This is a genomic window from Lentilactobacillus hilgardii (assembly GCF_009832765.1).
Lineage (GTDB): Bacteria > Bacillota > Bacilli > Lactobacillales > Lactobacillaceae > Lentilactobacillus > Lentilactobacillus hilgardii.
Genome location: NZ_CP047121.1, coordinates 230374 through 256119, shown reverse-complemented (window position 1 = coordinate 256119; position 25746 = coordinate 230374). Strand labels below are relative to the sequence as shown.

Annotated in this window: 29 protein-coding genes; 12 read left to right on the top strand and 17 right to left on the bottom strand. The window is 38.6% G+C overall.

Features of this window, described 5'->3' with window-relative positions; genetic code table 11:
* Positions 1 to 111: 111 nt before the first annotated feature.
* The gene (locus tag GQR93_RS01190; RefSeq protein WP_003551502.1) at positions 112 to 585 is read left to right on the top strand and encodes a glutathione peroxidase; all 474 of its coding nucleotides are present in this window, start codon (positions 112 to 114) and stop codon (positions 583 to 585) included.
* 148 nt (positions 586 to 733) lie between these two features.
* Positions 734 to 1849, top strand: a complete 1116-nt coding sequence (locus GQR93_RS01185; protein WP_159298619.1) for a hypothetical protein — start codon at positions 734 to 736, stop codon at positions 1847 to 1849.
* 67 nt (positions 1850 to 1916) lie between these two features.
* On the opposite strand, the gene GQR93_RS01180 is transcribed toward GQR93_RS01185, so the two are convergent.
* The 5 genes from GQR93_RS01180 to GQR93_RS01160 form a co-directional block, all read right to left on the bottom strand.
* Positions 1917 to 3764 carry an ABC transporter ATP-binding protein gene (locus GQR93_RS01180; RefSeq protein WP_003551498.1) on the bottom strand — a complete coding sequence of 616 codons (1848 nt, stop codon included), beginning with the start codon at positions 3762 to 3764 and terminating at the stop codon, positions 1917 to 1919.
* A 177-nt stretch (positions 3765 to 3941) separates the two neighbouring features.
* The gene (locus tag GQR93_RS01175) at positions 3942 to 4982 is read right to left on the bottom strand and encodes a lipoate--protein ligase (RefSeq protein WP_003551496.1); all 1041 of its coding nucleotides are present in this window, start codon (positions 4980 to 4982) and stop codon (positions 3942 to 3944) included.
* 82 nt (positions 4983 to 5064) lie between these two features.
* The gene (locus tag GQR93_RS01170; protein ID WP_003551492.1) at positions 5065 to 5571 is read right to left on the bottom strand and encodes a pyridoxamine 5'-phosphate oxidase family protein; all 507 of its coding nucleotides are present in this window, start codon (positions 5569 to 5571) and stop codon (positions 5065 to 5067) included.
* 108 nt (positions 5572 to 5679) lie between these two features.
* Positions 5680 to 6672 (bottom strand): D-2-hydroxyacid dehydrogenase, encoded by a 993-nt coding sequence (locus GQR93_RS01165; protein ID WP_003551491.1) that lies wholly within the window; start codon positions 6670 to 6672, stop codon positions 5680 to 5682.
* Positions 6673 to 6732: 60 nt separating this feature from the next.
* On the bottom strand, positions 6733 to 7905 hold the full coding sequence (locus GQR93_RS01160) for an aminotransferase class I/II-fold pyridoxal phosphate-dependent enzyme (protein ID WP_035444229.1): 1173 nt from the start codon (positions 7903 to 7905) through the stop codon (positions 6733 to 6735).
* Between the two features lie 400 nt (positions 7906 to 8305).
* Between GQR93_RS01160 and GQR93_RS01155 the strand changes: the two genes are divergently transcribed.
* From GQR93_RS01155 to GQR93_RS01145, 3 genes are read left to right on the top strand one after another with little or no spacing between them, the layout of a single operon-like run.
* A complete protein-coding gene (locus GQR93_RS01155; protein WP_375711584.1) occupies positions 8306 to 9043 on the top strand; it encodes an ABC transporter ATP-binding protein in 738 nt (245 codons plus the stop codon).
* Positions 9030 to 10241, top strand: coding sequence for an ABC transporter permease (locus GQR93_RS01150; RefSeq protein ID WP_003551485.1), 1212 nt, complete (start codon positions 9030 to 9032; stop codon positions 10239 to 10241). The genes GQR93_RS01155 and GQR93_RS01150 overlap by 14 nt, the downstream gene beginning before the upstream one ends.
* 16 nt (positions 10242 to 10257) lie before the next feature.
* Positions 10258 to 10902, top strand: coding sequence for a TetR/AcrR family transcriptional regulator (locus GQR93_RS01145; protein ID WP_003551484.1), 645 nt, complete (start codon positions 10258 to 10260; stop codon positions 10900 to 10902).
* Positions 10903 to 10959: 57 nt separating this feature from the next.
* Here GQR93_RS01145 and GQR93_RS01140 read toward each other — a convergent pair whose 3' ends face one another.
* Positions 10960 to 11355, bottom strand: coding sequence for a RidA family protein (locus GQR93_RS01140; protein ID WP_003551483.1), 396 nt, complete (start codon positions 11353 to 11355; stop codon positions 10960 to 10962).
* Between the two features lie 106 nt (positions 11356 to 11461).
* Positions 11462 to 12172 (bottom strand): demethylmenaquinone methyltransferase, encoded by a 711-nt coding sequence (locus GQR93_RS01135; protein ID WP_003551482.1) that lies wholly within the window; start codon positions 12170 to 12172, stop codon positions 11462 to 11464.
* 105 nt (positions 12173 to 12277) lie between these two features.
* Here GQR93_RS01135 and GQR93_RS01130 point away from each other — a divergent pair, with 105 nt between their 5' ends.
* Positions 12278 to 13189 carry a 1,4-dihydroxy-2-naphthoate polyprenyltransferase gene (locus GQR93_RS01130; protein ID WP_003551481.1) on the top strand — a complete coding sequence of 304 codons (912 nt, stop codon included), beginning with the start codon at positions 12278 to 12280 and terminating at the stop codon, positions 13187 to 13189.
* 107 nt (positions 13190 to 13296) lie between these two features.
* On the opposite strand, the gene GQR93_RS01125 is transcribed toward GQR93_RS01130, so the two are convergent.
* Entirely contained in the window at positions 13297 to 14952 is a 1656-nt protein-coding gene (locus GQR93_RS01125; RefSeq protein WP_003551480.1) for a peptide ABC transporter substrate-binding protein, read from the bottom strand.
* Positions 14953 to 15308: 356 nt separating this feature from the next.
* Positions 15309 to 15938, bottom strand: a complete 630-nt coding sequence (locus tag GQR93_RS01120; RefSeq protein ID WP_003551479.1) for a histidine phosphatase family protein — start codon at positions 15936 to 15938, stop codon at positions 15309 to 15311.
* Between the two features lie 409 nt (positions 15939 to 16347).
* Here GQR93_RS01120 and serC point away from each other — a divergent pair, with 409 nt between their 5' ends.
* The 5 genes from serC (at position 16348) to GQR93_RS01095 (ending at position 20156) form a co-directional block, all read left to right on the top strand.
* Positions 16348 to 17424, top strand: a complete 1077-nt coding sequence (gene serC, locus GQR93_RS01115) for a 3-phosphoserine/phosphohydroxythreonine transaminase (protein ID WP_003551476.1) — start codon at positions 16348 to 16350, stop codon at positions 17422 to 17424.
* Between the two features lie 12 nt (positions 17425 to 17436).
* Positions 17437 to 18603 (top strand): phosphoglycerate dehydrogenase, encoded by a 1167-nt coding sequence (locus tag GQR93_RS01110; RefSeq protein ID WP_003551474.1) that lies wholly within the window; start codon positions 17437 to 17439, stop codon positions 18601 to 18603.
* A 181-nt stretch (positions 18604 to 18784) separates the two neighbouring features.
* Positions 18785 to 19222, top strand: a complete 438-nt coding sequence (locus GQR93_RS01105; protein WP_003551470.1) for a LytTR family DNA-binding domain-containing protein — start codon at positions 18785 to 18787, stop codon at positions 19220 to 19222.
* Entirely contained in the window at positions 19219 to 19668 is a 450-nt protein-coding gene (locus tag GQR93_RS01100) for a DUF3021 domain-containing protein (RefSeq protein WP_003551468.1), read from the top strand. The genes GQR93_RS01105 and GQR93_RS01100 overlap by 4 nt, the downstream gene beginning before the upstream one ends.
* A 173-nt stretch (positions 19669 to 19841) precedes the next feature.
* Positions 19842 to 20156, top strand: coding sequence for a DMT family transporter (locus tag GQR93_RS01095; RefSeq protein ID WP_003551466.1), 315 nt, complete (start codon positions 19842 to 19844; stop codon positions 20154 to 20156).
* A gap of 270 nt (positions 20157 to 20426) precedes the next feature.
* On the opposite strand, the gene GQR93_RS01090 is transcribed toward GQR93_RS01095, so the two are convergent.
* From GQR93_RS01090 to GQR93_RS01060, 7 genes are all read right to left on the bottom strand, one after another.
* The gene (locus GQR93_RS01090) at positions 20427 to 20624 is read right to left on the bottom strand and encodes a hypothetical protein (RefSeq protein ID WP_003551464.1); all 198 of its coding nucleotides are present in this window, start codon (positions 20622 to 20624) and stop codon (positions 20427 to 20429) included.
* Positions 20625 to 20635: 11 nt separating this feature from the next.
* Positions 20636 to 20779, bottom strand: a complete 144-nt coding sequence (locus tag GQR93_RS01085; protein WP_003551462.1) for a hypothetical protein — start codon at positions 20777 to 20779, stop codon at positions 20636 to 20638.
* Between the two features lie 46 nt (positions 20780 to 20825).
* Positions 20826 to 20996, bottom strand: a complete 171-nt coding sequence (locus GQR93_RS01080; protein WP_155114971.1) for a hypothetical protein — start codon at positions 20994 to 20996, stop codon at positions 20826 to 20828.
* Between the two features lie 125 nt (positions 20997 to 21121).
* Positions 21122 to 21268, bottom strand: a complete 147-nt coding sequence (locus GQR93_RS01075; protein WP_003551458.1) for a hypothetical protein — start codon at positions 21266 to 21268, stop codon at positions 21122 to 21124.
* Positions 21269 to 21457: 189 nt separating this feature from the next.
* A complete protein-coding gene (locus GQR93_RS01070; RefSeq protein ID WP_035444224.1) occupies positions 21458 to 21949 on the bottom strand; it encodes a hypothetical protein in 492 nt (163 codons plus the stop codon).
* Between the two features lie 3 nt (positions 21950 to 21952).
* Complete coding sequence (locus GQR93_RS01065; RefSeq protein ID WP_003551455.1) at positions 21953 to 24118, bottom strand: peptide cleavage/export ABC transporter; 2166 nt, start codon at positions 24116 to 24118, stop codon at positions 21953 to 21955.
* Positions 24119 to 24230: 112 nt separating this feature from the next.
* Positions 24231 to 24386 (bottom strand): hypothetical protein, encoded by a 156-nt coding sequence (locus GQR93_RS01060; protein ID WP_159298618.1) that lies wholly within the window; start codon positions 24384 to 24386, stop codon positions 24231 to 24233.
* Between the two features lie 312 nt (positions 24387 to 24698).
* On the opposite strand from GQR93_RS01060, the gene GQR93_RS01055 reads away from it, so the two are divergent.
* Positions 24699 to 25328, top strand: a complete 630-nt coding sequence (locus GQR93_RS01055) for a helix-turn-helix transcriptional regulator (protein ID WP_003551433.1) — start codon at positions 24699 to 24701, stop codon at positions 25326 to 25328.
* Between the two features lie 16 nt (positions 25329 to 25344).
* Here the strand turns inward: GQR93_RS01055 and GQR93_RS01050 are convergent, their stop codons facing one another.
* Entirely contained in the window at positions 25345 to 25518 is a 174-nt protein-coding gene (locus GQR93_RS01050) for a hypothetical protein (RefSeq protein WP_155114970.1), read from the bottom strand.
* Between the last annotated feature and the right edge of the window lie 228 nt (positions 25519 to 25746).

Below are 25746 nucleotides of genomic sequence, written 5' to 3'. Positions count from 1 at the left end.
GTTAGCACCCGGAATATAAGGCGTTCATTTCTCAAAGCCGTTTCTTGTTTGCCATTAATTAATAGCGTACAATTTATATAACATCAAATCAGCCATAAGGAGTGATGAGTTTTGGCAACAATTTATGATTTTTCTGAAACGGAAATGAGCGGGAAACCACTTAATTTAAAAGATTACCAAGGAAAAGTACTGCTAATTGTTAATACAGCCAGCAAGTGTGGCCTTGCACCACAATTAGAAGGCTTGGAAGATTTGTATAAAAAATATCAAGAACAGGGCTTAGTTGTTTTGGGCCTGCCGTCAAATCAATTCCATCAGGAACTTGAAAGCGACGAAAAAACCGAAGAATATTGTCAACTGCATTACGGCGTTACTTTTCCAATGACTAAACGAGTCGCTGTAAATGGCGATGATGAAGATCCACTATTCACCTATTTGAAAGAAACATCCGGTCACGGTAAGATCAAGTGGAATTACACAAAATTCTTAATTGGCCGTGATGGAAAACTCATTCATCGTTACGCACCGATTACAAAACCAGAAGCAATTGAGGCAGAACTTTCAAAAGCAATAAACCAACAGTAATCATCATTGGTATGACGATCAACCACCGAAAGGCATGAGTTGGTCGTTTTTTTGTAATATCCATTACATAAAATTTACTTTTCCATAAAGATATACTAGTATAAAATAGTTCACTTATTTTTATTAATGCCTGAGGGGGCATATCTCTATGAAATTGTTAAAATGTTTTTTCTTTGTTTTGGGGTTATCTGTTTTCTTTGCATGTCGGCCAACAACCATAAACGCAAAATTTGTTGTCTATCATCAACGCTCTTCCGGTTTGATTTATCATCGTCATCACATGCGTTACCTGAATAATTCGAAGGTACATTATATCCATGTTCCAAAACACTATCATCATGCAGCGGCCGCAACCAAGCGTCACACTATTAAATCCGTTAAAGGAAAACCCGTTACCTTCACAACTCGATATGTATTGCCATTTCCGGGTAAAGACGGCCAGCATTGGGGAAATCCACAATCAATCGCCATGACGGGTAAAAAATATATGTATGTTGTTTACTGCCCCACGTCATTACATAATAAAGGGAGAATTGTTCGCTTTAATACTCAGGAATTAGACTTGCTCGGCGTCCGATTACATCCAAATGAATTGCGGGACGCCTATGTTAAAAAGGATGGTCACTACTCATTTATTCAAAAACAGATTCATAAAACGATTAAGGTCGGCCCACTATTTACTACCGGACATGGTCAATCACTCGCTTATAATTGGAAAAGCCATGGTATGTATATGTGGCGTGATAAAGAAAAAGCGCCACGAGTTCCTGTCAACAATTGGGGGTATATTCAACACATCAATGTAAAAAGGCTGCGTCCAGATCATGCCATTCGCTTTCGTTTAAGAAACCGTGGACTGAGCGTGCCGGGTGGGCATAACCTAACCTTCGATAAAAACGGTAACGCTTATTTTTGGTCATTTCCCGGCTGGTGTGCCTATATTTTTAAAGGGAAAATTCATCACAAATCCGTCAAGTTCAAACTAACCAAACAGAAGTTGCGCCATTTGCCCGGAACCCGAATTCAAAGTATGGCTTACAATTCAACCCGAAAGCGGCTACTAATGATATCGGATGCCTCGATCGCAAGTTTCCCTAAAAACAAGTTAAAGGGGCTCGGACATTTAACCAATCATAGTTTTCAATGGAATGAATTTAGCCCTAAACGTGAATTTGAAGGAATTGCTTATGATGGTAAGGATGGCATTGCAAACCTGCTTTTGAACCACGTTCCCGAAGTGTTGACTTCCAACCATTCATATTAATATTGACCAACCAAAAAGGGAGATCAGACAATTATTTTTGTCATGATCCCCCCTTTTTTTGTTTACGCTATTCAAATTGTGCTTCGTATAATTGTTTGTAGTAACCATCTTGAGCCATTAAACTCGTATGATTTCCGCGTTCAACAATTTCACCATCATCAACGACCAAAATCTGATCAGCATTATGAATCGTCGATAACCGATGAGCGATAACCAGTGACGTTCGCTGTTCCATCAGATTTTCCAATGCATGTTGGATTGTTTTTTCAGATTCATTGTCTAAAGAAGCGGTTGCTTCATCAAGCACGACAATTTGGGCATCCTTTAATAGGGCTCGGGCAATGGCAATCCGTTGCTTTTGACCACCGGAAAGTTTAATCCCCCGTTCACCAACCTGGGTTTTCATTTGGTCCGGCAGCCCTTTAATAAAGGCATCGATATCCGCCAATTTGGCAACTTCCCATAATTGATCCTGCGTAGCACCGGGCGTTCCGTATTTAATATTATCTGCAATCGTACCATCAATAATAAAAATGTCTTGAGATACAATCGCAATATTTTGCCGTAACGACCGTAACTTGATATCCTTAATCGAAACCCCATCAAAGGTGATCTGACCATTGTCAATGTCATACAAGCGATCCAAAAGTTCGGTGATCGTCGATTTCCCGGCTCCAGAATGGCCCACTAACGCTGTCTGTTCGCCAAATGGAATATCAAAACTGACATCTCGAATCGCCGGCTTATGGGACGCTTCGGGATCATCTACATCATAAGTGAATGTGACATGGTCAAATACCACGCCCGTTTTAATTTTTGGAAAATCTACTGCACTTGGCGCATCCAAAATTTGCGGCTTTAACGCCATAATATCCATAATCCGCCCATAAGAAACTAATGATTGTTGGAATTGATTAAGTAATCTTGAAAACGAACTGATCGGACTTTGTAAAATACCAACATAGCTCAGATAAGCCACCAGTTCACCAAGTGTTAACTGCTTTTTGAAAACAAAAATTGTTCCCAGCAATAATACAATGGCAGTTCCCAAGTATTCAATAAAATTAATCAACGGCGAAAAAATTGCTTGGTTACGAGTCGCTTCAATAATATTGTCCTTGTTCATATTGGCTAACTTATCAAAACGATTGGTTTCCAGATCTTCGGTTGTGTAGCTTTTAATTAATTGAATCTCAGTCAGCGTATTCTGTAATTGGTTAGTCATCAAAGCTTGAGATTGACGGGCTTTACGGTAAGATTCCCTAATCCGGGTTCGAAAAATTCTGACAACCAGGAAAATAAACGGAAATGTTAAGCTGACTGCCAAAGCCATTTCCCAATTCACAAAATACACGAAAACCAATACCCCGACAAACGTAAACAAACTACCAATTAAAGAAAGCATATTTGGCGAAATCAGATTTTGCAGGTTATTAATATCTGACGTTAACCGCACCATCAGGTCACCTGTTTTACTGGATTCAAAGAAGTGCGTATCCAACCGTATCAGGTAACGATACAACTGATTTCTTAAATTAGTGATAGCGCCCTGACTCATTACGCCCATCCAATAGGTTGAAAGATACGTAAAGATCCCGGAAATAGTAACTGTTAACAGTAGTAACCCCACAACGACAATCAATTGGGACACACTCTTGTTTGGAATCACATGGTCGATAATGTACTGGTTAAACTGTGGTAGCAGGAAATCCATTAAAGAGAGGATCGTCAATACAACGACGTTCAATACCAACACCCATGGTCGTTTTAGAACGGTTCCGAAAACAAATTTAAACATCCCGGCCATCGTAACATTGCTTTGGTTCTCATCTTCCGTTGCTTTATTTGCTGCTTTATTTTGGGTTTGAGTTTGCTGCATCATCCCATGCCCCCTATTCAAATGAAACATTTTCATGTATTTAGGTACCTAACTTTATGAATTATATCGAGTTTATTTGATCATTTCAATCATTTAGCTTGAGTACCACTTTTAATCATGCAATTTAGTATGACACGTTTAAATATCAAAACCAAAGAAAAGAACTCGCAGACAGTCAGCCTGCGGGCTCTTTTGTAAATGAAATTATTAAAGTTATTTTGTACGTGTTTTTTCCATTAATAAATCAGCCAAAGTATCGGCTTGGATATCGCCTAAATTTGCTTTTAAATCAACGGAATCAAGTGCCCTTACCAATGCCTTTTGAGTTAATTCGGTTCTCGCCAAAGCTTTTTCAATCAGGCTAATATTGCCCCCGGTAATAAAATCTCCATAAATTTTAATAGCAGAGATTCGATTGTCCTGCGAAAGGGAAAAATTAAAACTAACTGTGCCAATATCATAATGCTTGGAAACATAGTAATCAAACCCCGGATTTTGGCCATAATTCCATTCATCTGTATCGTATTTGCCCTTTAAGCGGTCGTCGATAATTGACCAATCATGATCATTTAAATGATAAGTATCAATATCATCAAGGGAATTCGCCTTGAATAGGTGTCGTAAAAGTACCTCTTTGAAGGCCTCGATATCCATTTTTTGATACTGTGGATCCAAATAAGGCTTCACATTTGTCACCCGACTATGAACCGACTTTACCCCTTTTGATGCTAGTTTGTCTTTCTCAGGCGTTAACACCTTGGTGGCAACGTCCATATCCAAATCAAACATCAGTGTTCCGCCAGCCGCATACGATTGACCGACTTTAAACATCGTCATACCGGAAAATTTACTGTTACCGATGACCATATCATTACGGCCACGCAATTGAGCATCTTTGGCCCCCATATCATGCAGTGCATCGATAATCGGTTGCGCAAAATAGTTAAAATCGCCAAAATGAGTGTCATCATTAATGACAATGTTTTCAAAAATAATATTGCCGTAGTCATGATAAACGGCACCACCGCCGGATGTCCGCCGAACAAGTTTAATGCCCTTTTCTTTTAAATACGGCATATTCACCTCGGCATAGGCGTTTTGGTTAACGCCAACAATAACTGCCGGCTGATTAACATACATGATTAACCCGTGTCCGGGAAGCTTCAGGTCGTTCACCAAATAATTATCAAGTGATTGATTTACAACTGGATCATAAACCGGTTGGCCATGACGTGATGTATCAATAAAGAACATAATTTCATCCCCAAATCATAAAAATAGTTGTTACCGCTACCATCATCATAAATCGCGTACCCGGTTTATACAATCAGCAATCCTACTTCTGAACATACTTTTGACTATCCCCAGGATTTGCCTTAGCGGTAAATTGATTGACCGTAATTTGGATAATGCCAACATGTTCAACTGCAGCATCAGGCAGGTTAGCCCATTCATGACCAACCTCATGTAACGCAATCCGTTGCAGGGCATAACGCTTCTGATCCAAGTCATCAACCAGCTTAGCATCCCCATAACCCATGACACTTCTATATTTAAAGCTTGGCGTATCGTGATCGGGATCCTTTGGATTTAACACTTGACCATCAGTGTCAATCGCAAACCCGACACGACCGTCCTCAGCAATCAGATCACGTTTATGTCCAACAGGCGCACCATGGATATACAATGTCAATTGATTATTAGTATCAAACTCATACCCATAATTGGTTGGAACAACGTATGGATAACGATCCGTTCTAATTCCTAAATGAATGACCTCGGCATCTGCCAAAATTGATTTAATTTGACCAATATCTGTTAGTTCACGATCAGTTCTTCGCATAAAATCACGCTCCTATCAACCTATTAAACTTTAGTATACCGCTCATCTTCTGAAAAGAAGATAAAAAAAGTCGCTTCACCTTAACAACAGTGAAACGATATTAATCTTCTAATTAACCTGATGTAATGACGTCTTGCCTTGAAGAATTGTCTCTACATCATTCAACGTAATCTCAACCATGTTTTGAACAGCAACTTCCGTATAAAAACCAATGTGAGGACTCACATTAACATTTGGCATTGCCAATAATTTCTCCAAATTATCATTATGAATCGGTTTTCCGGTTAAATCATGGTTCACAATTGGCGTTTCACCTTCAAACGTGTCAATCGCGGCAGCGGCAATCTCTTTGTTATCCAGTGCATTCACTAAGTCCTCTGTCTTAACAACCGGTCCCCGTGATGCGTTAATAAAGATAGCCGTAGACTTCATTTCCTTAAAGACTTTTGCATTAATCATGTGGTGGGTCTCATCAGTTAACGGTGTATGCATTGTGACAATATCCGCTGTTTTATAAACCGTTTCATGATCAACATATGTCAACGTATCGTTTAAATCCGGACGATGGATTGGATCAGCCGCAATCACTGTAGCTCCCAATGCTCTAAATATTCTGGCCACAGCGCTGCCAATTTTTCCAGCACCAATAATGCCAACCGTTAAGGTATGAATTTCTTTAGCTTCGGTATTCGTCCATCTGAAATCTCCATGTTGTTCACGTTCGCGAACTTCCCCAAGGTGGCGCAACAAATACATCACATCCGCAAGGACCAGCTCACTGACCGAACGAGGTGAATATCCCGGCACATTTGTCACTGCCAAACCATTCTTGGTTGCTTCGGCTAAATCAATGATTTCATAACCGGTACTGCGAAGTGACAATTGCTTAATGCCAAATTCCCGCAGCTTTTGATAAACAATAGGATCCGGAATCGAAGCATGCTGTAAAATGACAACCCCATCGTATCCCTTAGCTAAATCTACCGTGTCGGCATTTAAAGGAACCGTATTGGTATCAATGTGATAATCGGGATGTTGCTTCGCCCACTCATTAATTGGTCCCTGTTCATCCGGCCGAACTGTGTACATTAAGATCTTCATCGTATTAAATTGCCTCGATTTCTTTTTGATATGATAGTAATTTGTCGTCTAAAACGATACCTAAACCTTCTGCTCGGCAAATTTTTGAATGCGTTCAATCGCCTTCTTCAAATCTGCTTCACTGGCAGCGTAACTGATTCGAACATAGCCCTCACCACCAGGTCCAAATGAAGCACCCGGAATGACAGCAACCTTGGCTTCATCAGCTAATTGATTACAAAATTCAACACTATTCTGATTCAAACTATCTGGGATCTTTGCAAAGATATAAAAAGCACCATTAGGATTAGGGCACGAGAAACCGGATTTTGAAAGCCCATCAATCAGTAAATCACGACGTTTTATATACGCTGCTCTCATCGGAGCGGCGTCATCCATACCATTTTTGAAAGCTTCTTCGGCGGCTGCCTGAGCATTGGTAGTGGCGGATGTAATGGTAAATTCGCTTACTTTACCAATTTCGTTAATCACATCCGCTGGTCCGCAGATCATACCAATCCGCCATCCGGTCATCGCGTGAGACTTCGAAACACCATTCATAACAAGTGTCTGCTCCGGTAAAATCGATCCCATTGATACATGGGTACCATCATAGGTTAATTCACTGTAAATTTCATCACTAAGTACAAAAATATCGTATTTGGAAATCACATCAGCCAGTTTTTGAAGGTCTTCTTTATGATAGGTGACACCTGTTGGATTGGTTGGATAATTCAAAATAACCGCTTTAACGGTATCCTTATTTTCTTCAATCGCCTGTTGAAGCTTTTCCGGTGACAAAATAAACCCATTATCAGAAGTATCAACGAAAATCGGTGTTGCACCACCCAACATTGCGATTGGGATATAGAGTGGGAAAATCGGTGTCGGAATAATCACTGTATCTCCCGGATTCAGCATCGCCGTCAGGGCCGAATAAATTGCTCCGGTTGCACCTGCAGTTATTAAAATTTGTGTTTCGGGATCATACTCTACTCCATATTTTTTATCTAAGTAATGAGTCGCCGCTTTCCGCAATCCAAGGGTACCTCGGGAATTTGTGTAATGACTCTCATTGTCATTAATTGCCTCAATTGCAGCTTGTTTTACATGTTCAGGCGTATCAAAGTCCGGTTCGCCCAATGTCAATTTCACAATATCGGGAATTTTGGAAATTTTTTGGTTGAATGTCAAAATTGAGGATGGCGTCAATGCCGCTACCCGCTTATTCATCCTGCTTGATAATTTACTCATTTTTACTTCCTCCTAAAAAATAGGTCCTCCCAGCCACTATTGACTGAAAGGACCCACCTTAATTGGTTTTATCCCGCACAGTCAATCACTTGATCTGTGCGGCCTTTAAATTTCCATCACGAAAATCTCTTGGCTTATCACAGATCAGATCTGGAAAAACCAAAAGTAATAACGACAAGTATTCAACTGAGTTTTGCTTGTTCTTTTCATCATTAAAAACTCCTTAGAATAACTTACGCATTTATCATAACCGTTTTAATTCGTGAAAGCAAGTCCAAGTTGATGACTACACAAGCTGGGAACTAACGGACCAATCACAACAAACTAACATCACACTTGCATATTTTAATAAAATCGCTATACTAATGAGTGAGGACTTACTCATTAAAAAGGAGAGGTGATTTCGATGGCAACGACCATTCAAGTTTCAAATTTAAAACAAGGTTACGGTAAAACCATTGTTCTAGAAGATATCAATTTAACTGTTCATAATGGTGAAATTCTTGGACTGATCGGCCCCAGTGGAGCCGGAAAAACAACGCTAGTCAGCACAATTATGGGGATGTTGAGACCGCAGGAAGGAACGGTCACCGTCTTGGGTCAGAAGATGCCGAACAGAAAACTATTGGGCAAAATTGGTTATATGGCTCAAACCGATGCACTATATAGTGCCCTAACAGCCCGAGAAAACCTTAAATTTTTCGGTGCCATGCAGGGATTAGGTTCAGCCGATCTCAAAAAACAAATTCCATATGCCGCTGGAATCGTTAACTTGAATCCGGATCTTGATAAATATGTAAAGGACTATTCCGGTGGCATGAAACGACGATTATCGTTAGCAATTGCATTGGTTTCAAATCCAGACCTCTTAATTCTCGATGAACCAACCGTTGGTATTGACCCGGAATTACGTCAGCAAATTTGGGCCGAGCTTCACAATATTGCCAAAGAAGGTAAAACGATCCTATTAACTACCCATGTGATGGAGGATGCCGAGCAATCGGATCAACTAATGATGATTCGAAACGGCATCGCGATTGCCCAGGGAACCCCGGATCAGCTGATTAAAGATTATCAGGTAAAAACAGTAGAAGACGTCTTTTTAAAAGCAGGGAGGCAGCAAGATGCGCACAGTTAAAATGGTTAAACGGGTATTAACCGAGATGCTTCGTGATAAACGAACACTGGCATTAATGTTTTTGGCACCACTATTGATTTTGACATTAATGTACTTTCTTTTCCAATCCAACACTGATCAAACAGCATCCCTGGGTATTCGCAACGTTGATACAACATTAGTCAAGGCAATTAAAAATGATCATGTTCATTTTCATGACGTATCATCTAAAGAAAGTGCCAAAACGATTATTCGTGATCACGATTACGCGGGGCTGATTTCACAAAAAGGTGATCAAATCACTTTAACCCTGCAAAATAGTGATCAAAGTAAAAGTGCCATTTTAAAACAGAGCCTTCAAAAAGCGCAAATCAAATTAAAGATGGAAGCTGCCGCAACAGCTATTAAGGGTCAACAAAAGACAATTAAAGCACAACAAAGGGCCCTTTCTCAAATGCAAAAGTCTTTGTCTGCAGCATCCAAAACAGCGGCTTCAGAAAATCCCTCGGCAGCCAGACGACAAGTAAAGACACAGACACCATTAACAACTGCAGGCAAGCCTAAATCAGCGACAACTTATTCTGTCAATACTCATTACCTTTATGGCAGCAGTGACTCCACCTTTTTTGACACACTCTTACCAATCATGATCGGTTTCGTTGTGTTCTTCTTTGTTTTCCTGATTTCGGGAATCGCATTATTGCGGGAAAGGACGACAGGAACACTTAACCGACTATTGGCAACCCCTATTAAACGCGGTGAAATCATTAGTGGTTATTTAGCCGGTTATGGTATCTTTGCACTTATCCAAACGTTATTAATTGTCGGATTCACCATCCTGGCTTTCAAAATTCAAATTTTAGGGAGCGTTTGGAATATCCTTTTAATCAATATCCTATTGGCATTTGTGGCATTGGCAATGGGCTTGTTTATTTCAACATTTGCTTCCTCTGAATTTCAAATGGTTCAATTCATTCCGGTTGTTGTTATCCCTCAAATTTTCTTTTCAGGGATTATCCCGATTGATCAAATGGCCAACTGGCTTCAGCCCATCGCACGGATTATGCCGCTTTATTACGGGGCAAGTGCAATGAGCAATGTCATTGAAAAGGGGGTCACTTTTATGGATATTCTACCTAAATTAGGAATTTTAGTTGGATTTGCCGCACTCTTTTTGATCCTGAACATTTTTTCAATGCGCCGTTACCGTCAAGTTTAAAGGAGGATTATCCATTATGGTTCATAGTGATATTCAGGCATTATTCGCCGAAAGTTTAAATGAACTCAAACTGACCGAAAAACAAAAAGCCGTTCTTAACGCAAGCCTCAAACTTTTTTCGGAAAAGGGGTTCGATCGCACCAGCACTAGTGATATTGCACAACTGGCAGGTGTCTCCGAGGGAACCGTGTACAAACAGTTTAAAACTAAAGAAGGGATTCTCACCGCAATAATTGGTCCTTTTATCCAGCAGGTGATGCCAAAAGCCGCCACAGAATTCACAAATGAAGTAACTCATACGTCATACCCGAGTTTTGGAGAATTTCTCCATGCAATTATCAAGGATCGAATGGTCTTTGCGCTTAATAGTATGCCGCAATTAAGGATTATCCTTCATGAAGTCATTACCAATCAAGCGATTGCCACAGGTTTCAGTCATCTATTTGAAAACCTCATTGTGGGACCGTTGGGTCAGACACTTAAACATTATCAAGAAGAAAAACAACTGGTCGATTGGCCTCTTGACCGCATTATCCGCTATGTGGCAACAACAGTGATGGGGTACGTACTTCCAGCCGCTTTATTACATGGTTCGGTTGATATTGAGCACGCGAGTCGGGAAGCCACCGAGTTTCTTTTAAAAGGACTAAAGCCAGCGTGACAAAGAAATCACCATTTCTGTTAATCAACAGAGATGATGATTTTTTATTGTAGCTAGTTAACTTTTTGAGGCAATCGCTTCAATTTCAACCTGGGCGCCAAGCGGTAAACCGGCAATGCCGACTGCTGAACGTGCCGGTAGTACCTTGGCGTTACCAAAGAACTGATCATAGATCTTATTAATCTCACTAAAATCGGCTACGTTGGCCATAAAGACCGTTACTTTTACAACGTCGTCAAGCTTAAAACCAGCTGTTTTCACAACCTCTTGAAGATTATGTAATGCCTGGGTTGTTTGATCCACAACGTTGGCACTAACTAATTTCCCGGTTGCCGGATCCAATCCAATCTGTCCCGAACAATATAGTGTATTTCCCACCTGTACCGCTTGTGAATATGGCCCAACTGCATTAGGCGCATTCTTTGTTGCAACTTCTTTTGCCATTTTTATCATCTTCTCTTTCGCATTAACATTTCCCGTTACACAATAAGTGTGAAAGGTTGCGCAAATTATATCACAAGAGAAGAAAACTTTATATTAGGGATTTTAACTAAGTTGCCTATGCGCGTCCCAAATGTAAGGCGGCCGCACCCATTGTAAACGTTCGATAAGTGACGTTATGCATGCCCGCATCCTCAAACATCTTAGCCAATTTTTCCGCTGAAACAAACTGCTTGGTGGTTCGCTGGAGATAATGATATTCACGATACTTGTTGACCGCAAACTTTGCCATAACGGGAACCGTCTTGAAATAGGCGTTCCACCCCATCTTTATGGCCGGATTAGTGGGCTGGGAAGTCTCCAAGCATGCAATTTTGCCGTTAGTTCGCACAACCCGCACCATTTCACGTAACACCTGGTCAGCATCGGGAACATTACGCAAACCAAAACCAATTGTTGCCACGTCAAATTTACGATCATCAAAAGGAAGATGCATGGCATCTCCTTCAACCAAAGTCACCCGGTCTTGAACACCGGCTGCCTTTATTTTTTCACTGGCAATTTTTAACATTTCTTTGCTAAAATCAAGTCCAATGACTTGTCCAGACGGCCCAACCGCCTTAGCTAATGAGATAGTCCAATCACCGGTTCCACAACACACATCAATTGCAAAATTACCGGGTTGAACATCTAACCGCTGCATCGCAATTTCCCGCCAACGTTTATGGTTACCAAGGCTAATCAACGAGTTCATTTTGTCATAATTTGGTGCAATCCTATTAAAAAGCGATTCAACTTTAGGTTCGGGCGTCTTATTCGTTTGTGTCATTTTTTGTTTCCTCACTTACTGGTTGTTTGTTATATAATCTGTATATGGCGTTTTAATTTCTAACGTTTAACTTGTCTCAAATTAATTACATTATGGAGGTTCTAAATGAGTTTAGCAAATTTCTTAGAATTAGTTGAATTCAAGGCTAAATCTGCGAGTGTTTTCCCATTCATTGTGGGACTATTTTTCAGTTGGTATTTTTTAAATTCAGTTAATGCGGTTGATGCCACTTTGTTTTTTATTGCCATGTTCCTATTCAATATGTTTGTCGACATCTGGGATAATTATAGTGATTATCGACACTCGGATCAGGAGATCTATAAAATCGGGACTAATATTATCGGGCGAGAACATCTCTCAATTCACCTTATCCAAACCATGATGGCAACAATGTTTGGCATTGCGGCCTTTCTTGGCATTTATCTAACTATTCAAGTCGGTTTGCCCTTACTTTGGATGGGAATCTTCTGCTTTTTAATCGGATTGCTTTACGCAGGCGGCCCAATTCCTATTTCCAGCACACCGTTTGGCGAACTGGCATCCGGCTTCACAATGGGTGTCATGATTACATTAATCTCAGTTTACATAAATTCCTACCAGATTTTCCAGTGGAATGGTCAATTATTATTGGAAATTTTACTTGCGGCGTCTCCGGAATTTGTTTGGATTGCAAATATCATGTTTGCCAATAACATTTGTGATGCACACGAAGATGAAATGAACAAGCGCCATACTATCGTTCATTATTTGGGGGTTAAAAATTCGGTAGCCATTTGGAATCTGCTGAATGTTTTAGCAATCGTCCTAGTATTTGCCGCAATATATGTTGGCGTCTATCCACCGGCTCTGATTGCCATTATCATCCCGTTGCCATTCATCATTAAACAGATGATTTTATTCACGCATAAACAGGTTAAACGCGAAACGTTTGTCTGCTCCGTTAAAATTTTAATTAATGGTTCACTGGGCTTGTGCTTAGGATTCTTGATGTATTGGATTTATACGATGGTCCATTAAAATCAAAAATTATAGAGTGTAAAATAAAAACACCTTCAATATGGTCAGCCGATTACGTCTTAGCGACTGTATTGAAAGGTGTTTTCTATCATGGTAAATTGTAAAGATTATTTCTTATAAGCGTATTTATAACTCCACTGTGTTCCGGCAGTATTGTGAATGACATCCTTTAGGCTTGATCTTTGTAAATAGGAAGTCACTTGTTGATACAGAGGAGTCATACCCTGATCACTATTAAAGAGTCGAATGGCTTGGACCAGGTCCTGCCAACGTTTGTCTGCATTATTTGCATCCTGGTTTTGAGCACGTTTAATCAATGCATCATATTTAGCATTCGAATATTTTCCGTAATTATAAGACGTATTCGTCTGCGGAATTTGAAGGAACGTGATTGGATCATTAAAGTCGCCACCCCAACCAGACAGATAAATATCGAAGTCACCTTTTAAAGCGTTCTGTTGGGCATTTTGACTTGGGATATTTCGAATTTGAAGGTCAAATCCAGGGAGTACTTTCGCGTATTGAGCTTTTAGATACTGCGTAATGGCACTGGTTGCCGGATCATCCGAACTATCATTGGCCCCCATAATAGAAACCGTCAATTTCTTTTGACCAATTTGCTTTAACCCTTTTTCCCAATATTGTTTAGCTAATTTCGTATTATAATCAACAGTTCCCTTAACGTATTGTTGTTTGGCGAAGTCTTCGCCCGTTTTTGGATCATTGGCTAGTCCGGAAGCCACAAATCCCTTAGGCGTATTCGAACCATTTCCCATAACCTTCTTTGTCAAAACAGAACGGTCGATTGCCAACGACATTGCAAGACGAATATTCTTGTTGTTAAAGGCCTCTCGCTTGATCCGGTTACTATCCTTGAAATTGTATTGCAAATAGCCGACAAATGAGTATGGATACTGCCTGAACTGTGAGCTGTTTTGGTAATTTTTAATCTGTTGATTGGAAAGTGGCGTCAGATCAAGCTTTCCTTGTTGGTACAGCTCCAAGCCGGTTGTCGGACTGCCAACTACCGTGTAATTAATTTTTTGAAGTTTGACAACCTTTTTATCCCAATATTGATTATTCTTCACGAATTGCCACTTGTTACCGGTTCCGTTCCAATTTTGAATTTTAAAGGGTCCGGAATAAACCATGTACTGTGATTTGGTCCCATACTTCTTACCATACTTGTCAACAACTTTTTGGTTTTGGGGGCCAAAAAGCGGATAAGACATTAAGACTTTAAAATAGGCAATCGGTTTGTTTAATTTAATAACAACCGTTTTACTGTCAGGTGCCGAAATACCAACTAAATTTGGTGACTTTTTACCGGCATTAACAGCATCCGCATTTTTGATGCCGCTGAACAGGTAAGCATAAGTCGATTTAGTCTTGGGATTTAAAGTTCGTCGCCACGAGTAAACAAAATCCTGCGCAGTAATTTTATCACCGTTACTCCATTTGGCACTCCGTAACGTAAATGTCCAAGTCTTGCCATCTTTTGAAACATGGCTGCTCTTAGCCAGCCCAGCGGTAGGCTTGCCCTTCCTACCCAATCGATAAAAGCTTTCAAATACGTTTCCCGTTTGACCATAACCGGATGACTTTGAAATATCGATTGTATCCAGCGGTGCCGTTGTACTCAAATTCAACGTTTGGTTCTTTGTCGATGAAGATTGTTTTGTTGATGATTTTCCACATGCTGCAAGCGTCAGCACTAAAGCACCTGCAACGACCAATAATAATGCTGATTTAAATTGACGCATATTTTTCCCTCCAATAAATTAAAATCTTCTCTAAAAGTTTGCATCTGACATTCGGAACTCAAACAACCGCCACCTTATTTTAATAGTCGAAGTAAACAAAAAGTGCCCCCAGTTTCAGCATTAACACTGAAATCGAGACACTCTTGGTAGTCATTATGCAGCCCTCCCCACTCGTAACATGGGGTTAATTGAATCTGCTAAATGAATTTTTACCAAAGAAGCCACCATCAGCGCTAATCTGAGCTGGACACATTGAACAACACATTCGTTTAGCAGCTGATAATTGCAAGATGACTTCCTCCTTCGTTACTTAGTGCCATTAATATAGCCGAATTATGAGCACTTGTCAAACTATATTAAAATTTAGAATTAACCACCCTGTTGTAATAGCGAAGATAGTACGCTTTGGTCTCAGACGCCAGCGTCACTTTTGTTACGCTGAGATTATCCGGTTCTTCAACAACCATCGGATTCTTTGGTCGACCCAAAGCAGCAAGAACGGCTGCTTTGATTGTAAAACCGTGCGTCACAACGATGAGCCTTTGATTTGAGTATTGTTTTACCATGTCGGACATAAATTGATCAACCCGGTCAATCACATGGTCAAAGGTCTCACCATGAGCAATTGATGCATATGATGGTAATACATCGTCCAGAACATGATCAAAGACATCAGGATATTTATCTTCCAACTCGGTATTCTTTGAGCCGTCCCACTCACCATATGAAATTTCGAGAAGTCGTTTGTCATAGGTTATCGGTAAGTGTGCGCTCTGATTTAAAATGTTTGCTGTGTCTTTTGTCCGTTGCAGTGGGCTTGCAACAATTCTATCTGCAAACGAAATGTCAAATTGTTTGTGCACCGTTTGTGCTTGTTTCTTTCCGGTTTCCGTTAAATATGTCATATCATTATTTATAGTTCCCTGCTTTAAGCCGGCAGCATTTGCCGACGTCTGGCCGTGACGCACAAAATAAAAGTCAGTCATTTAAGATTCCTCCGCATTGTTTTGGAATATTATCGCATATTTGATTAAAAATACAAAGTGACTTTCATTTGCAAATCCCGAATAATAATCCTGAATAAGCAAATTTTATTTACTTATTACCAAAAATTAGGTTGCATTTCTCTCACCGTTCTGTTAGATTTTAATTAGAAAGAGATGGAGGTCTTACCAATGAATGTTATCTTAGGTAGTTTCAAACAAGTTACATCATCCTCCTGGTCTACAGTGACATCTGTGTAGGCCATCTTTTGATATGAATTAACTAGCAAAAGGCCTCACATAGATGAACTTCAACATCACTGTGAGGCCATAAAAAAAGCATTACCAGCCCTCACAGTATTGTTCAAGCTAACTGTGAGGGCTATATTTTTTTGAAAGGGAGTTTTCGCACATGACGGTATATAATTTTGCAGCAGGTCCGGCAACGCTTCCAGACCCGGTCATCAAACAAATTCAGGAGGAATTGCCTTCACTTCAAGGTTCCGGAATGAGTATTCTCGAAATTTCTCACCGTTCCCAAATGTTCGACGATATCATTAATACCGCAAAGCAGGATATTAAAGACCTGATGCATGTTCCTGATAATTATCATATTTTATTCTTCCAAGGTGGCGGTACCGGTCAGTTTGCAGCTGTCCCGATGAACCTGGCTACCACCCATAAAAAAATTGCCCTCTTAGATAGTGGCCACTGGGCAACCAGAGCCGGTGATGAAGCAGCTAATCTCGGTGTAGACGTTGATGTCCTTGATTCTACAAAAGATAAGCATTATCAGGAATTACCGCACATGCCACACGCTATTTCAAGCAGTGACTACGATTACCTTCATATCACAACTAACAATACCATTGAAGGAACTGCTTACCATACACTTCCGGAACATGGCGATGTCACATTAGTCGGAGATTTATCATCAAACTTTATGGCTGAGGAATATAACGTCACAGATTTTGGGTTAATCTTCGGTGGCGTCCAAAAAAATTTGGGTCCCGCCGGTGTAACGGTTGTTATCGTTCGTGACGACTTGGTGAAGCACGTTGATCATATTCCAAGTATTTTAAATTATGAACTATTCATCAAGAAGAACTCAATGTTTAATACACCCCCTGTATTTGCCATCTATGCCACCGGATTAGTTCTTAAATGGTTAAAGCAGCAAGGCGGTATTGCCGGCATTGAAGCACTTAACCAAAAAAAGTCGTCTCTTCTTTATGACTTTCTGGACAACTCAAAATTATTCCATAATAATATTAAAAAATCCGATCGTTCCTTAACAAATATCCCATTTAAAACCGATGATCCTGATTTGGACAAACAAGTTATTTCTGCAGCCGATCAGGCAGGACTGAAGAACTTAAAGGGCCATAGGAGTGTTGGCGGCTTGAGGGCCAGCCTATACAACGCCATGCCCCTGGAAGGTGTTCAAGCCTTAGTCGACTTCTTACACAATTTTGAAAAACAACATTAGGAGGAATTTAGAATGTATCAAATAAAAACATATAATGCAATTGCTCAAGCAGGATTAGATCAATTTAACGATCAATACCAAATAAATAAGACTAAAGACGCAGATGCGTACCTGATTCGATCGGTTAATTTACATGATGAATCTTTTCCAAAAAGTCTTAAAATTATTGCCCGTGCAGGTGCCGGCTTTAACAACATTCCTTTAGATAGAGCAACGAAGAACGGTATCGCCGTTTTTAACACCCCGGGCAGTAACGCCAACGCTGTTAAGGAACTGATTATCTCACTACTGGTTGCCAGTTCCAGAAACCTTTTTGATGCCGCTGCCTACTCAGCTCATAACAGTGGTGCAGATATTTCGTTACGGACTGAGCACGACAAGACTAAATTTAAAGGGTCCGAACTAACAGGTAAAACATTAGCTGTCGTTGGTGTTGGTCATGTTGGCTCATTGGTCGCCAACGCAGCCAGTGCTTTGGGCATGAACGTCATTGGCTATGACCCCTACTTATCTTCAGATGCTGCATGGCATATTTCTACCACTATTACCCGTGCACGAACTTTGGATGAGGCGTTAAAGGATGCCGACTATGTAACGGTTCACGTACCAAAGAATGAAGAAACAACTGGCCTAATCGGTAAAGAACAATTAGCCGTTATGAAAGATGGCGTTCACCTCTTCAACTACTCCCGAGGCGGAATTGTTGATAATCAGGCAGCCGTTGAGGCGCTAGATGCACACCATCTACAAACATATATGACTGATTTTGGTGAAGATATTTTATTAAACCGGGATGACGTTGTTGTCACACCTCACATTGGCGGCTCCACCGATGAAGCCGAAGTTAATGGTGCCACACAGGGCGCCCGCACGATCATGACTTACTTGGAAACCGGGAACATTCAAAACTCCGTTAACCTGCCAAATCTTCAGGTGCCATTTCAAGCACCATACCGAATTACCCTCATCCATAAGAATATCCCCAACATGGTTGGCCAAATTGCTACTGCATTAGCAAACGCCGGCATCAACATCGAAAGCATGAGTAACGCCGCTAGAAAAGATGTTGCCTACACAATGATCGACCTTGATAACCTAAAGAACGAGGAAGATAATAAATTAATTGATACATTGAGTAAAATTGATGCCGTATTTAGAGTTCGCGTTTTAAAGCACTAATTCTTACAGGGAGAATCGAAGCCAAGATGAGTCACACTCGTCTTGGCTTTTTTCTACTCTATCCTTAATTTTATTTTGAAGAATAGAATGACCGATGATCATCCAATCACGACCACTTATCTTAAAAATATTTCCAAAAATAGCCATGACCATTACTATCAATATCAGGAGGTGAGCAAATGTGGAAGTTGAAATGAAAATTATTAATGATTTAAAACCAAATACTGTTTTACTAGGGTTTAAAAAACGAAATGAACAAATCAATCAAATTATTGCCTATATTGAAAATCATGATCAAACAGTGATTGGTAAAGAAAATGGGAAAAATCGTCTGCTTCATTTATCCGACTGCTTTTCGTTCTTTACCAGCCAGAAAAGCGTTTATGTTAACAACGTGTCATTATCCCAACCTATCAAAATTAATGATAGGCTATACACGCTCCAAGAAAAGCTTCCCAAGCAATTTATTCGAATCTCAAATACCGAAATCATTAACTTGAATTATGTTCAGGAGTTCGAAATCTCAAAGAGTGGTATTATTTTAATTCATTTCAGAAATCATTATCAAACCAGTTCGTCCAGACGTTATTTAAAAGCCATTAAGGAGCGTATATTATGAAAAAAGTAATTAATCGAATCATGACCGGCATCGTTGTCGGTACTTTCGTCGGCATGATATTATCCCTGATATTCTCAGCATTAAACGGCGCAACTCAGTATTATCCTTCTTCACCTGCCTTTGTTTCACATTTTAACGGTTCACTGACCGCAACGGCTGTATCGGTTGTGATTTGGTCATTAATTGGCACAATTTTCTCTTTAAGCTCAATGATTTTTTCCAATACTGATTGGAGTATTGCCAAGATGACCATTATCCATCTACTGATAACATATTTTGGCTTCCTGCCGCTGGCCATCTTAAGCGGTTGGTTTCCCCTCAGCTCCCCCCAAATCGTCAGTTTCACCATTATTTTTCTAGTCGTCTACTTTATTATTTACACAACAATGAGACGAATTGCTAAAAGGGAAGTAGAAGCCATTAACGACCAACTTAGAAAACAGTAACTCACTCATGATATCACTAACTAATTGGCAAGTAATCCCAGATGTGATATTCTATATAGTAATTAAACACGACTGCCACCGGGTAGCAACTTTTCAGGTACGCTTTCCAATTCCATTAGGTCTAAGAAGGAATTGAGGAGGGGTACTTTTTTTGACCACAAGGAGGACTTTTTATGAATTGGGTAACATTAATTATTGCTGGCTTATTTGAGGTTGTTTGGGCGATTTCAATGAAATTCAGTCACGGATTTACTAAATTGGATTGGACACTCGTCACAATTGTTGGCATGGTTATTAGTTTCTTATTACTGGCACACGCCACCAAGTCTTTGCCAATTGGGATCGCTTATCCGGTTTGGACTGGTATAGGCGCTGTTGGAACAGTCATCGCAGGCATTATTCTGTTTGGGGACAAGCTCTCTATGCTGACGTGGATGTTCGTCATCCTACTACTTATCAGTATTCTGGGTATTAAGATGACAAGCTGATCAATAGCCGCTTTTCGTATGAATGTTCTTATTGACCTCATACAAAGCTTAAATTGAGCACAGATCAACAATTACTTAAACTCAATCAGCGGTCAAAAATGATCTAAAAAAAGGCTGGGACAATAGTCAAAAATTTATATTATAACGTTCCTACCCAAAAGTAAAAATCCCGTAAAATCAGCGTTTTTTTAAACTGATTTTACGGGATTTTAAAAGTAGACATTATTCAGGATAAAATGATCTTTGTCTCAAAAGATTCCAACAGAAAAATTATTTGTAATCGCTTCTCTTTTTAAAGAACAAAGTGTAAACCATTCCTGCTAATCCAAGCAGTGAAAAAACAGTTTCTACATACCAATTCACACTATCTAAATCAACGTGTACAGCTGCACTCACACTAGTTACAAAAACAATTAAGCATACCCAAAAATCTAAACTAAGATAAAATTTTTTATTTACTTTTGCCATTTAAATCCCACCTAAAATCGGACAAACGGATGCTTTAAATTCCACGTAGCCTTTTTACCTTGTGTATATCCCCAAGAATTCCAAAATGGCGATGCCCAATCCCCACCAGTAACGGCCTTTAAATCCAAATCCTTAACCACTTTAATATTTTTCAATATAACCTACTCCTTTCAATTTTCAGATAATAATAATAATTTTAAGTTAAGGCTTCTTAAATCCTTTATTAAACCCTGACTTAATGTCATTTCGATCTTTATAAGCTGAATAACCAACCTTGCCAATAGTGGTGATTACAGTCCACCAAACTCCACCACCATTAATCCGTGATAAATCTTTGTCTGTAACTTTAGAAAACTTGCTTAATTTGTTCATAATAATATATTCTTCCTTTCCTTTTTCACCTGTAAACCAACGAAGCATCTTTAAAATGTGCCTAAACTGCTTAAATATACCTCTTCAACGTTCTTCATATCACCTTCTGTCAATGGAACGATTTTTTAAAAACTATAGGCGTTACGAATAATTGGCTGAATTGTAATTGGGTATCGATCCCCAAAAGGCTTATTCGGAATTGGAAAAGTCTGACCCCCAATAACACTTACTAATTTATGAGTCGATAAAATAGTTAAATTATTTCTACTCATACAAATCTCACCTCTTTTCAAGACAGTGTAAATACAAAATTAAGCTTTAAAAGTCATAATTAATTTTGACAAAATCTAGAAAATCTTGCGAAAACTAATTGACAGTCACAGTATCTCTCCAACCTGCCAAGAAGACTAGCTAGCAGCAATAGACACTGATACAATAGGATTTGCTACAATCCTTAGACATCAAATATTGTCTTTTAAGTATTGAAAATAAGTTTCCGTTCCGGTTACCACCGATAGTTTGCCATTCATACCGGTTTTTAATAAATTAATTTCTTTATTTGAACTATTAAGCTTAACCACTATGCCATAATAGGTCTGGCTATGGATAATTTGGGGACTACCACTGATTTTGACAATTTTTCCTTTGATAGCGGATGCTAATTTACGATTTCCTTGAATGGTAAATCTGGCTTCCTGGGAATTCTTTAGTTCAGAAATATCTTTTTCATTGACTAAACCATAAACACTGTTTTTTATTGGTTCTGTCCTGGTTGTCCGTTGAGACGTTTGCCCGTATACTCCCGCCCCGGCTACAGTTACATCCATTCTTAAATAACTACTTAACAGAACTAGCCCTACAAGAAACAAGAATATTGGTAGGACAATCAACATACAAACCGGAGTATATCGATGATAGTAGTATTCCGTACTTTCTAAAACACTGTTTTTCATAAGCTAGGCCTCCTGCAGCAATTGATAATAGTTACCATGTTCATTAATCAGATCTTTATGCGTTCCATTTTCAATGATTTGACCATCATTCATTACAATAATCCGATCCGCTTTTCGAGCTACTTCCAGACGATGAGCAATAAAGATCAGCGTCTTATTCTTTATCCCCATTAAATTATTTAAAATTCTTTTTTCGGTTAATAAATCTAAATTACTAGTTGATTCATCAAAAATCATCACTGGTGCATCGCTGATAATTGCCCTAGCTACTGCAATTCGCTGCATTTGACCGCCGGATAGCCCTGAATTTTCCGACAAATTCGTCATATAACCGTTGGGCAATTTTTCAATATCTTTATGAATTTCAGCTAACTTTGCTGCTCTAATAATGGTTTCCATATTAGGTGTCTTACGTAATCCTAAGGCAATGTTCTCAATAACCGAACCCGAAAAAATAAAAGGCGTTTGTGGTAAATAAGTGACATAATTTCTGAGGTCCTTTTGGGTTACAAACCTAATATCTTGTCCATTGATCAACACTTTTCCGGTAATTGGCTTGTAAAAGTTAACTAATAACTTGGCCAGTGTTGTCTTTCCAGAACCGCTAAATCCAACAATTGCCACGGATTCATTACGTTTAATTTTTAAATTAATATTCTTTAAAATTGATTGTCCATACTTATACTCGAAAGAAACCTTTGAAAACTCGGTTTGATCAGCTAGATCATTCTCCCTCAAGGCCATCGGACATTTTTGTTTTTCTTCCACAGGTGCCAGTAGAACCTGGTTAAGCCGCTTATTAGCCACCTTGGCATTTTGAAGATCATTTTGTAAATTAATGATCGCTTCAACTGGGCCTAAAAAATAGCCCATCAGGGAATTAAAAGCAACCAATTGCCCCAAGGAGATTTGACCTTTGATGGCCATTAGTGATCCAAAGTAAAGAATTGCCAACGTGATCACTAATTCAGCTACATCTTTCAATGCCGCTTGAGTGACGCTGGCAATGCTGTAAGCATAATCGGCTTTTAAAGTCTTAACGAATCTTGTGTCAATTGTATCGTACATTTTATTTTCAATGTTTAAGGATTTAATTGACTCAATTCCATGTAGATCTTCAATCATCTGAGAACTAAGTAATGCGTTTTGTTCCATACTTTCGTTATTCCATTTCTCAAAGAGTTTATAGAATGAGAAAATAATTGCAGCATAAATTGGAACTGAAATCATTGATAACAAGAAAAGTTTCATACTAATTACCATTAATACAATTCCAATCACAATAATGGTTCCAAAGTTAAGCAATGTAGAAATAGCCGTTCTCGCTAACGTTAAAATAATATTGTTAGCGTCTGAAAATCTAGAAGTTATCTCGCCAGTCTTCCTAGTCTCAAAGAAAGATACCGGTAACTTGAATAGATGGAGAATATAGCTTAGCAAAACATCAATCGAAAGGCGTTGACCAAGGATTGTTGATAAATAACCTTGGAAATAGTTAAAGATTCCATGGAAAACATAAGCAAAAAAAAGACAAATTGCCGCTGTTGTTAGAGTTGTTGTCATACCATCAATAACATAGGAATCAACAATTTTTTGTAGAAAGAGGGCTCCAACAATTGTAATGAACGTCGATAAAAATGTCGATATAACAACTGTTGCAATAATTTGTTTTTGTTTCAACAGAAGCTTAGCTGTTTGCCACAAACTATCATTATTATCTTTAATATTGACGTAAGTTGGTCCTGGTGCCATAAAAACTGCAATTCCAGTCCATATCTTAGCGAATTCGGTATAAGTCAATTTAGTGATTCCGATACTGGGATCTGGATCAGCAATGACTAAGTCATCTTTTCGGACTTTTAAAACAACTACATAGTGCAATAGACCATGATTCTTATTAATGTGAGCAATAAATGGTACTAGTATTTCTTTGCGGTCATTACTCTTGAAAAACGAAATATCAGTTTTAATTGCTTGAGTTTTTAACTTAAAATGCTCGGCAGCATTTATTAACCCTAAAGCGGTTGTGCCACTCTTATCGGTTTGTGCTACACCACGAATTTTCGCAATCGAAATATCTGAATGATAATATTTTAAAATCATTGCCAATGCCGCAGCACCACAATCCGTTTCATCTAATTGATGAACATAATAACGTTTTTTAAACATCTAAATTCCCTCCTACATAAAAGCGATCTCCCAATTAAGAATCAATATGGAGATCGCCCAAAAGTTCATGACGCTGAATTCTAGATAAGCTAACTTATCAGCTTTCAGTTTCTTATAATTTTCCGACTGACACTGGCCCATGTGTGACAATAGGTGAATTGATAAGTCCCTTCAGAATTTTAATAATCTCAGACTTATAAGCACCTCCAGAAATCTGGGTAAGTTCCAGTGGTGTTACTAATAATAAATCCTTATCTACTTTATTCATGTAATTTCCTCCAAATTTATCCGAACGTTTTTCAAACTCTTTCATAAAGCAATCATGCCAAGGCTCTTTTTATTTTTTCTATTTCTACCACCAGTAATTTTAGCTAATTCTGCTTTTCTTAAGATCCTTCGAGAATTATCATCAATCCTTTTGTAACTGATAATAAGCGTCACTTCCTTTATTTTTATTTAAATATAATTAATAAAACCAATAAAAATATCTAATTTGTCCATAATTAGCACAACACAATGCAATGTTATGGCTTATAATTAATTTATAAGAAACTAATTCTTGTTTCATGGAGTGATAACTATGGATAACTTAGCAAATAAGATAAAACAATATCGCACAACGAAGGGATTGACTCAAGCCGGACTAGCAGAGAAATTATCAATTTCTAGAAAAACTGTTTCAAGTTGGGAAAACGGCCGTAGCTTTCCTAACTTTTCAACTATTATTCAACTAAGTAAAGTTTTCGGAATTAAAGTCGATGACCTTCTAAAAAATGATAACAAAGTAATTGAACACTTTAACAAACAGGATAAGCAAGTAAAAAGAGATAAAACGATCTTGAAAGTATGTTATTACCTAAATATCTTCTTACTGACTCTAAGTTATATCCATATGTTTAAGCCTTTTGGATTCCACAATTCGTTAATTCCTTTATCCTTAATTGGTAATATGATTATTTTCTTTTCACAATATTCAAATTGGAAATTCTTTAAAAAGAGAGAACAACTAAATAGACTTATTGTTGTTTTTTTTCTATTTTTAGTCTTAAACTCCACTACCATGATATTTAATGTTAATTTTCAAAAAACTTTGATTCCTGGTGATGCTATCGTGATTCTTGGATCATCAAGTGGCGAGTTTACCTTAATTTTATTTATTACTATTAGTGTGACATTGGCCGTCTGTTTCCGCCCTGCCATAAATGACTAATAATGTTATTAAAGCGCTAAAACTGATTTCTACCTGATACTTTATACACAAAACTACCCGAAAAGGCTCTTTTAAAGCGACTAAAAATATCTGAGACTTGAGAAGCCACTGAATTTCCTCCTTCAATTAAATTAAGTGAGTTAACATCGAGTTTCTTATAACTATTTAAATTCTTAAAATTGTCTTTCATGATCCTTCTCCTTTTTATTTCAATCTCTAAAATTAGAAACTTCATACATTATGAAAAACTAAACTGCCTAACTAAATTAATCTAATTAAAATAGAAGTTTGGTGGTGACGAGTTTTTTAACATAATTATTATTTATTCCTCCCATTTGATGTTGACAATACTATATCGCATAATTTTGTTTTTCTTTAGCCAGAATCCTTAGACACCAATATCAAAGGTTTTGCTACA

Bases quoted from the DNA above. Each gene is read 5' to 3' on its own strand.
- serC (WP_003551476.1), top strand. From the start codon at position 16,348: ATGACGGTATATAATTTTGCAGCAGGTCCGGCAACGCTTCCAGACCCG.
- GQR93_RS01160 (WP_035444229.1), bottom strand. From the start codon at position 7,905: ATGAGTAAATTATCAAGCAGGATGAATAAGCGGGTAGCGGCATTGACG.
- GQR93_RS01060 (WP_159298618.1), bottom strand. From the start codon at position 24,386: ATGAATAAAGTAGATAAGGATTTATTATTAGTAACACCACTGGAACTT.
- GQR93_RS01175 (WP_003551496.1), bottom strand. From the start codon at position 4,982: ATGTTCTTTATTGATACATCACGTCATGGCCAACCGGTTTATGATCCA.
- GQR93_RS01065 (WP_003551455.1), bottom strand. From the start codon at position 24,118: ATGTTTAAAAAACGTTATTATGTTCATCAATTAGATGAAACGGATTGT.
- GQR93_RS01095 (WP_003551466.1), top strand. From the start codon at position 19,842: ATGAATTGGGTAACATTAATTATTGCTGGCTTATTTGAGGTTGTTTGG.
- GQR93_RS01100 (WP_003551468.1), top strand. From the start codon at position 19,219: ATGAAAAAAGTAATTAATCGAATCATGACCGGCATCGTTGTCGGTACT.
- GQR93_RS01090 (WP_003551464.1), bottom strand. From the start codon at position 20,624: ATGGCAAAAGTAAATAAAAAATTTTATCTTAGTTTAGATTTTTGGGTA.
- GQR93_RS01075 (WP_003551458.1), bottom strand. From the start codon at position 21,268: ATGAGTAGAAATAATTTAACTATTTTATCGACTCATAAATTAGTAAGT.
- GQR93_RS01055 (WP_003551433.1), top strand. From the start codon at position 24,699: ATGGATAACTTAGCAAATAAGATAAAACAATATCGCACAACGAAGGGA.
- GQR93_RS01185 (WP_159298619.1), top strand. From the start codon at position 734: ATGAAATTGTTAAAATGTTTTTTCTTTGTTTTGGGGTTATCTGTTTTC.
- GQR93_RS01170 (WP_003551492.1), bottom strand. From the start codon at position 5,571: ATGCGAAGAACTGATCGTGAACTAACAGATATTGGTCAAATTAAATCA.
- GQR93_RS01070 (WP_035444224.1), bottom strand. From the start codon at position 21,949: ATGAAAAACAGTGTTTTAGAAAGTACGGAATACTACTATCATCGATAT.
- GQR93_RS01145 (WP_003551484.1), top strand. From the start codon at position 10,258: ATGGTTCATAGTGATATTCAGGCATTATTCGCCGAAAGTTTAAATGAA.
- GQR93_RS01050 (WP_155114970.1), bottom strand. From the start codon at position 25,518: ATGAAAGACAATTTTAAGAATTTAAATAGTTATAAGAAACTCGATGTT.
- GQR93_RS01125 (WP_003551480.1), bottom strand. From the start codon at position 14,952: ATGCGTCAATTTAAATCAGCATTATTATTGGTCGTTGCAGGTGCTTTA.
- GQR93_RS01110 (WP_003551474.1), top strand. From the start codon at position 17,437: ATGTATCAAATAAAAACATATAATGCAATTGCTCAAGCAGGATTAGAT.
- GQR93_RS01135 (WP_003551482.1), bottom strand. From the start codon at position 12,172: ATGACACAAACGAATAAGACGCCCGAACCTAAAGTTGAATCGCTTTTT.
- GQR93_RS01150 (WP_003551485.1), top strand. From the start codon at position 9,030: ATGCGCACAGTTAAAATGGTTAAACGGGTATTAACCGAGATGCTTCGT.
- GQR93_RS01120 (WP_003551479.1), bottom strand. From the start codon at position 15,938: ATGACTGACTTTTATTTTGTGCGTCACGGCCAGACGTCGGCAAATGCT.
- GQR93_RS01140 (WP_003551483.1), bottom strand. From the start codon at position 11,355: ATGATAAAAATGGCAAAAGAAGTTGCAACAAAGAATGCGCCTAATGCA.
- GQR93_RS01130 (WP_003551481.1), top strand. From the start codon at position 12,278: ATGAGTTTAGCAAATTTCTTAGAATTAGTTGAATTCAAGGCTAAATCT.
- GQR93_RS01180 (WP_003551498.1), bottom strand. From the start codon at position 3,764: ATGAAAATGTTTCATTTGAATAGGGGGCATGGGATGATGCAGCAAACT.
- GQR93_RS01080 (WP_155114971.1), bottom strand. From the start codon at position 20,996: ATGAACAAATTAAGCAAGTTTTCTAAAGTTACAGACAAAGATTTATCA.
- GQR93_RS01165 (WP_003551491.1), bottom strand. From the start codon at position 6,672: ATGAAGATCTTAATGTACACAGTTCGGCCGGATGAACAGGGACCAATT.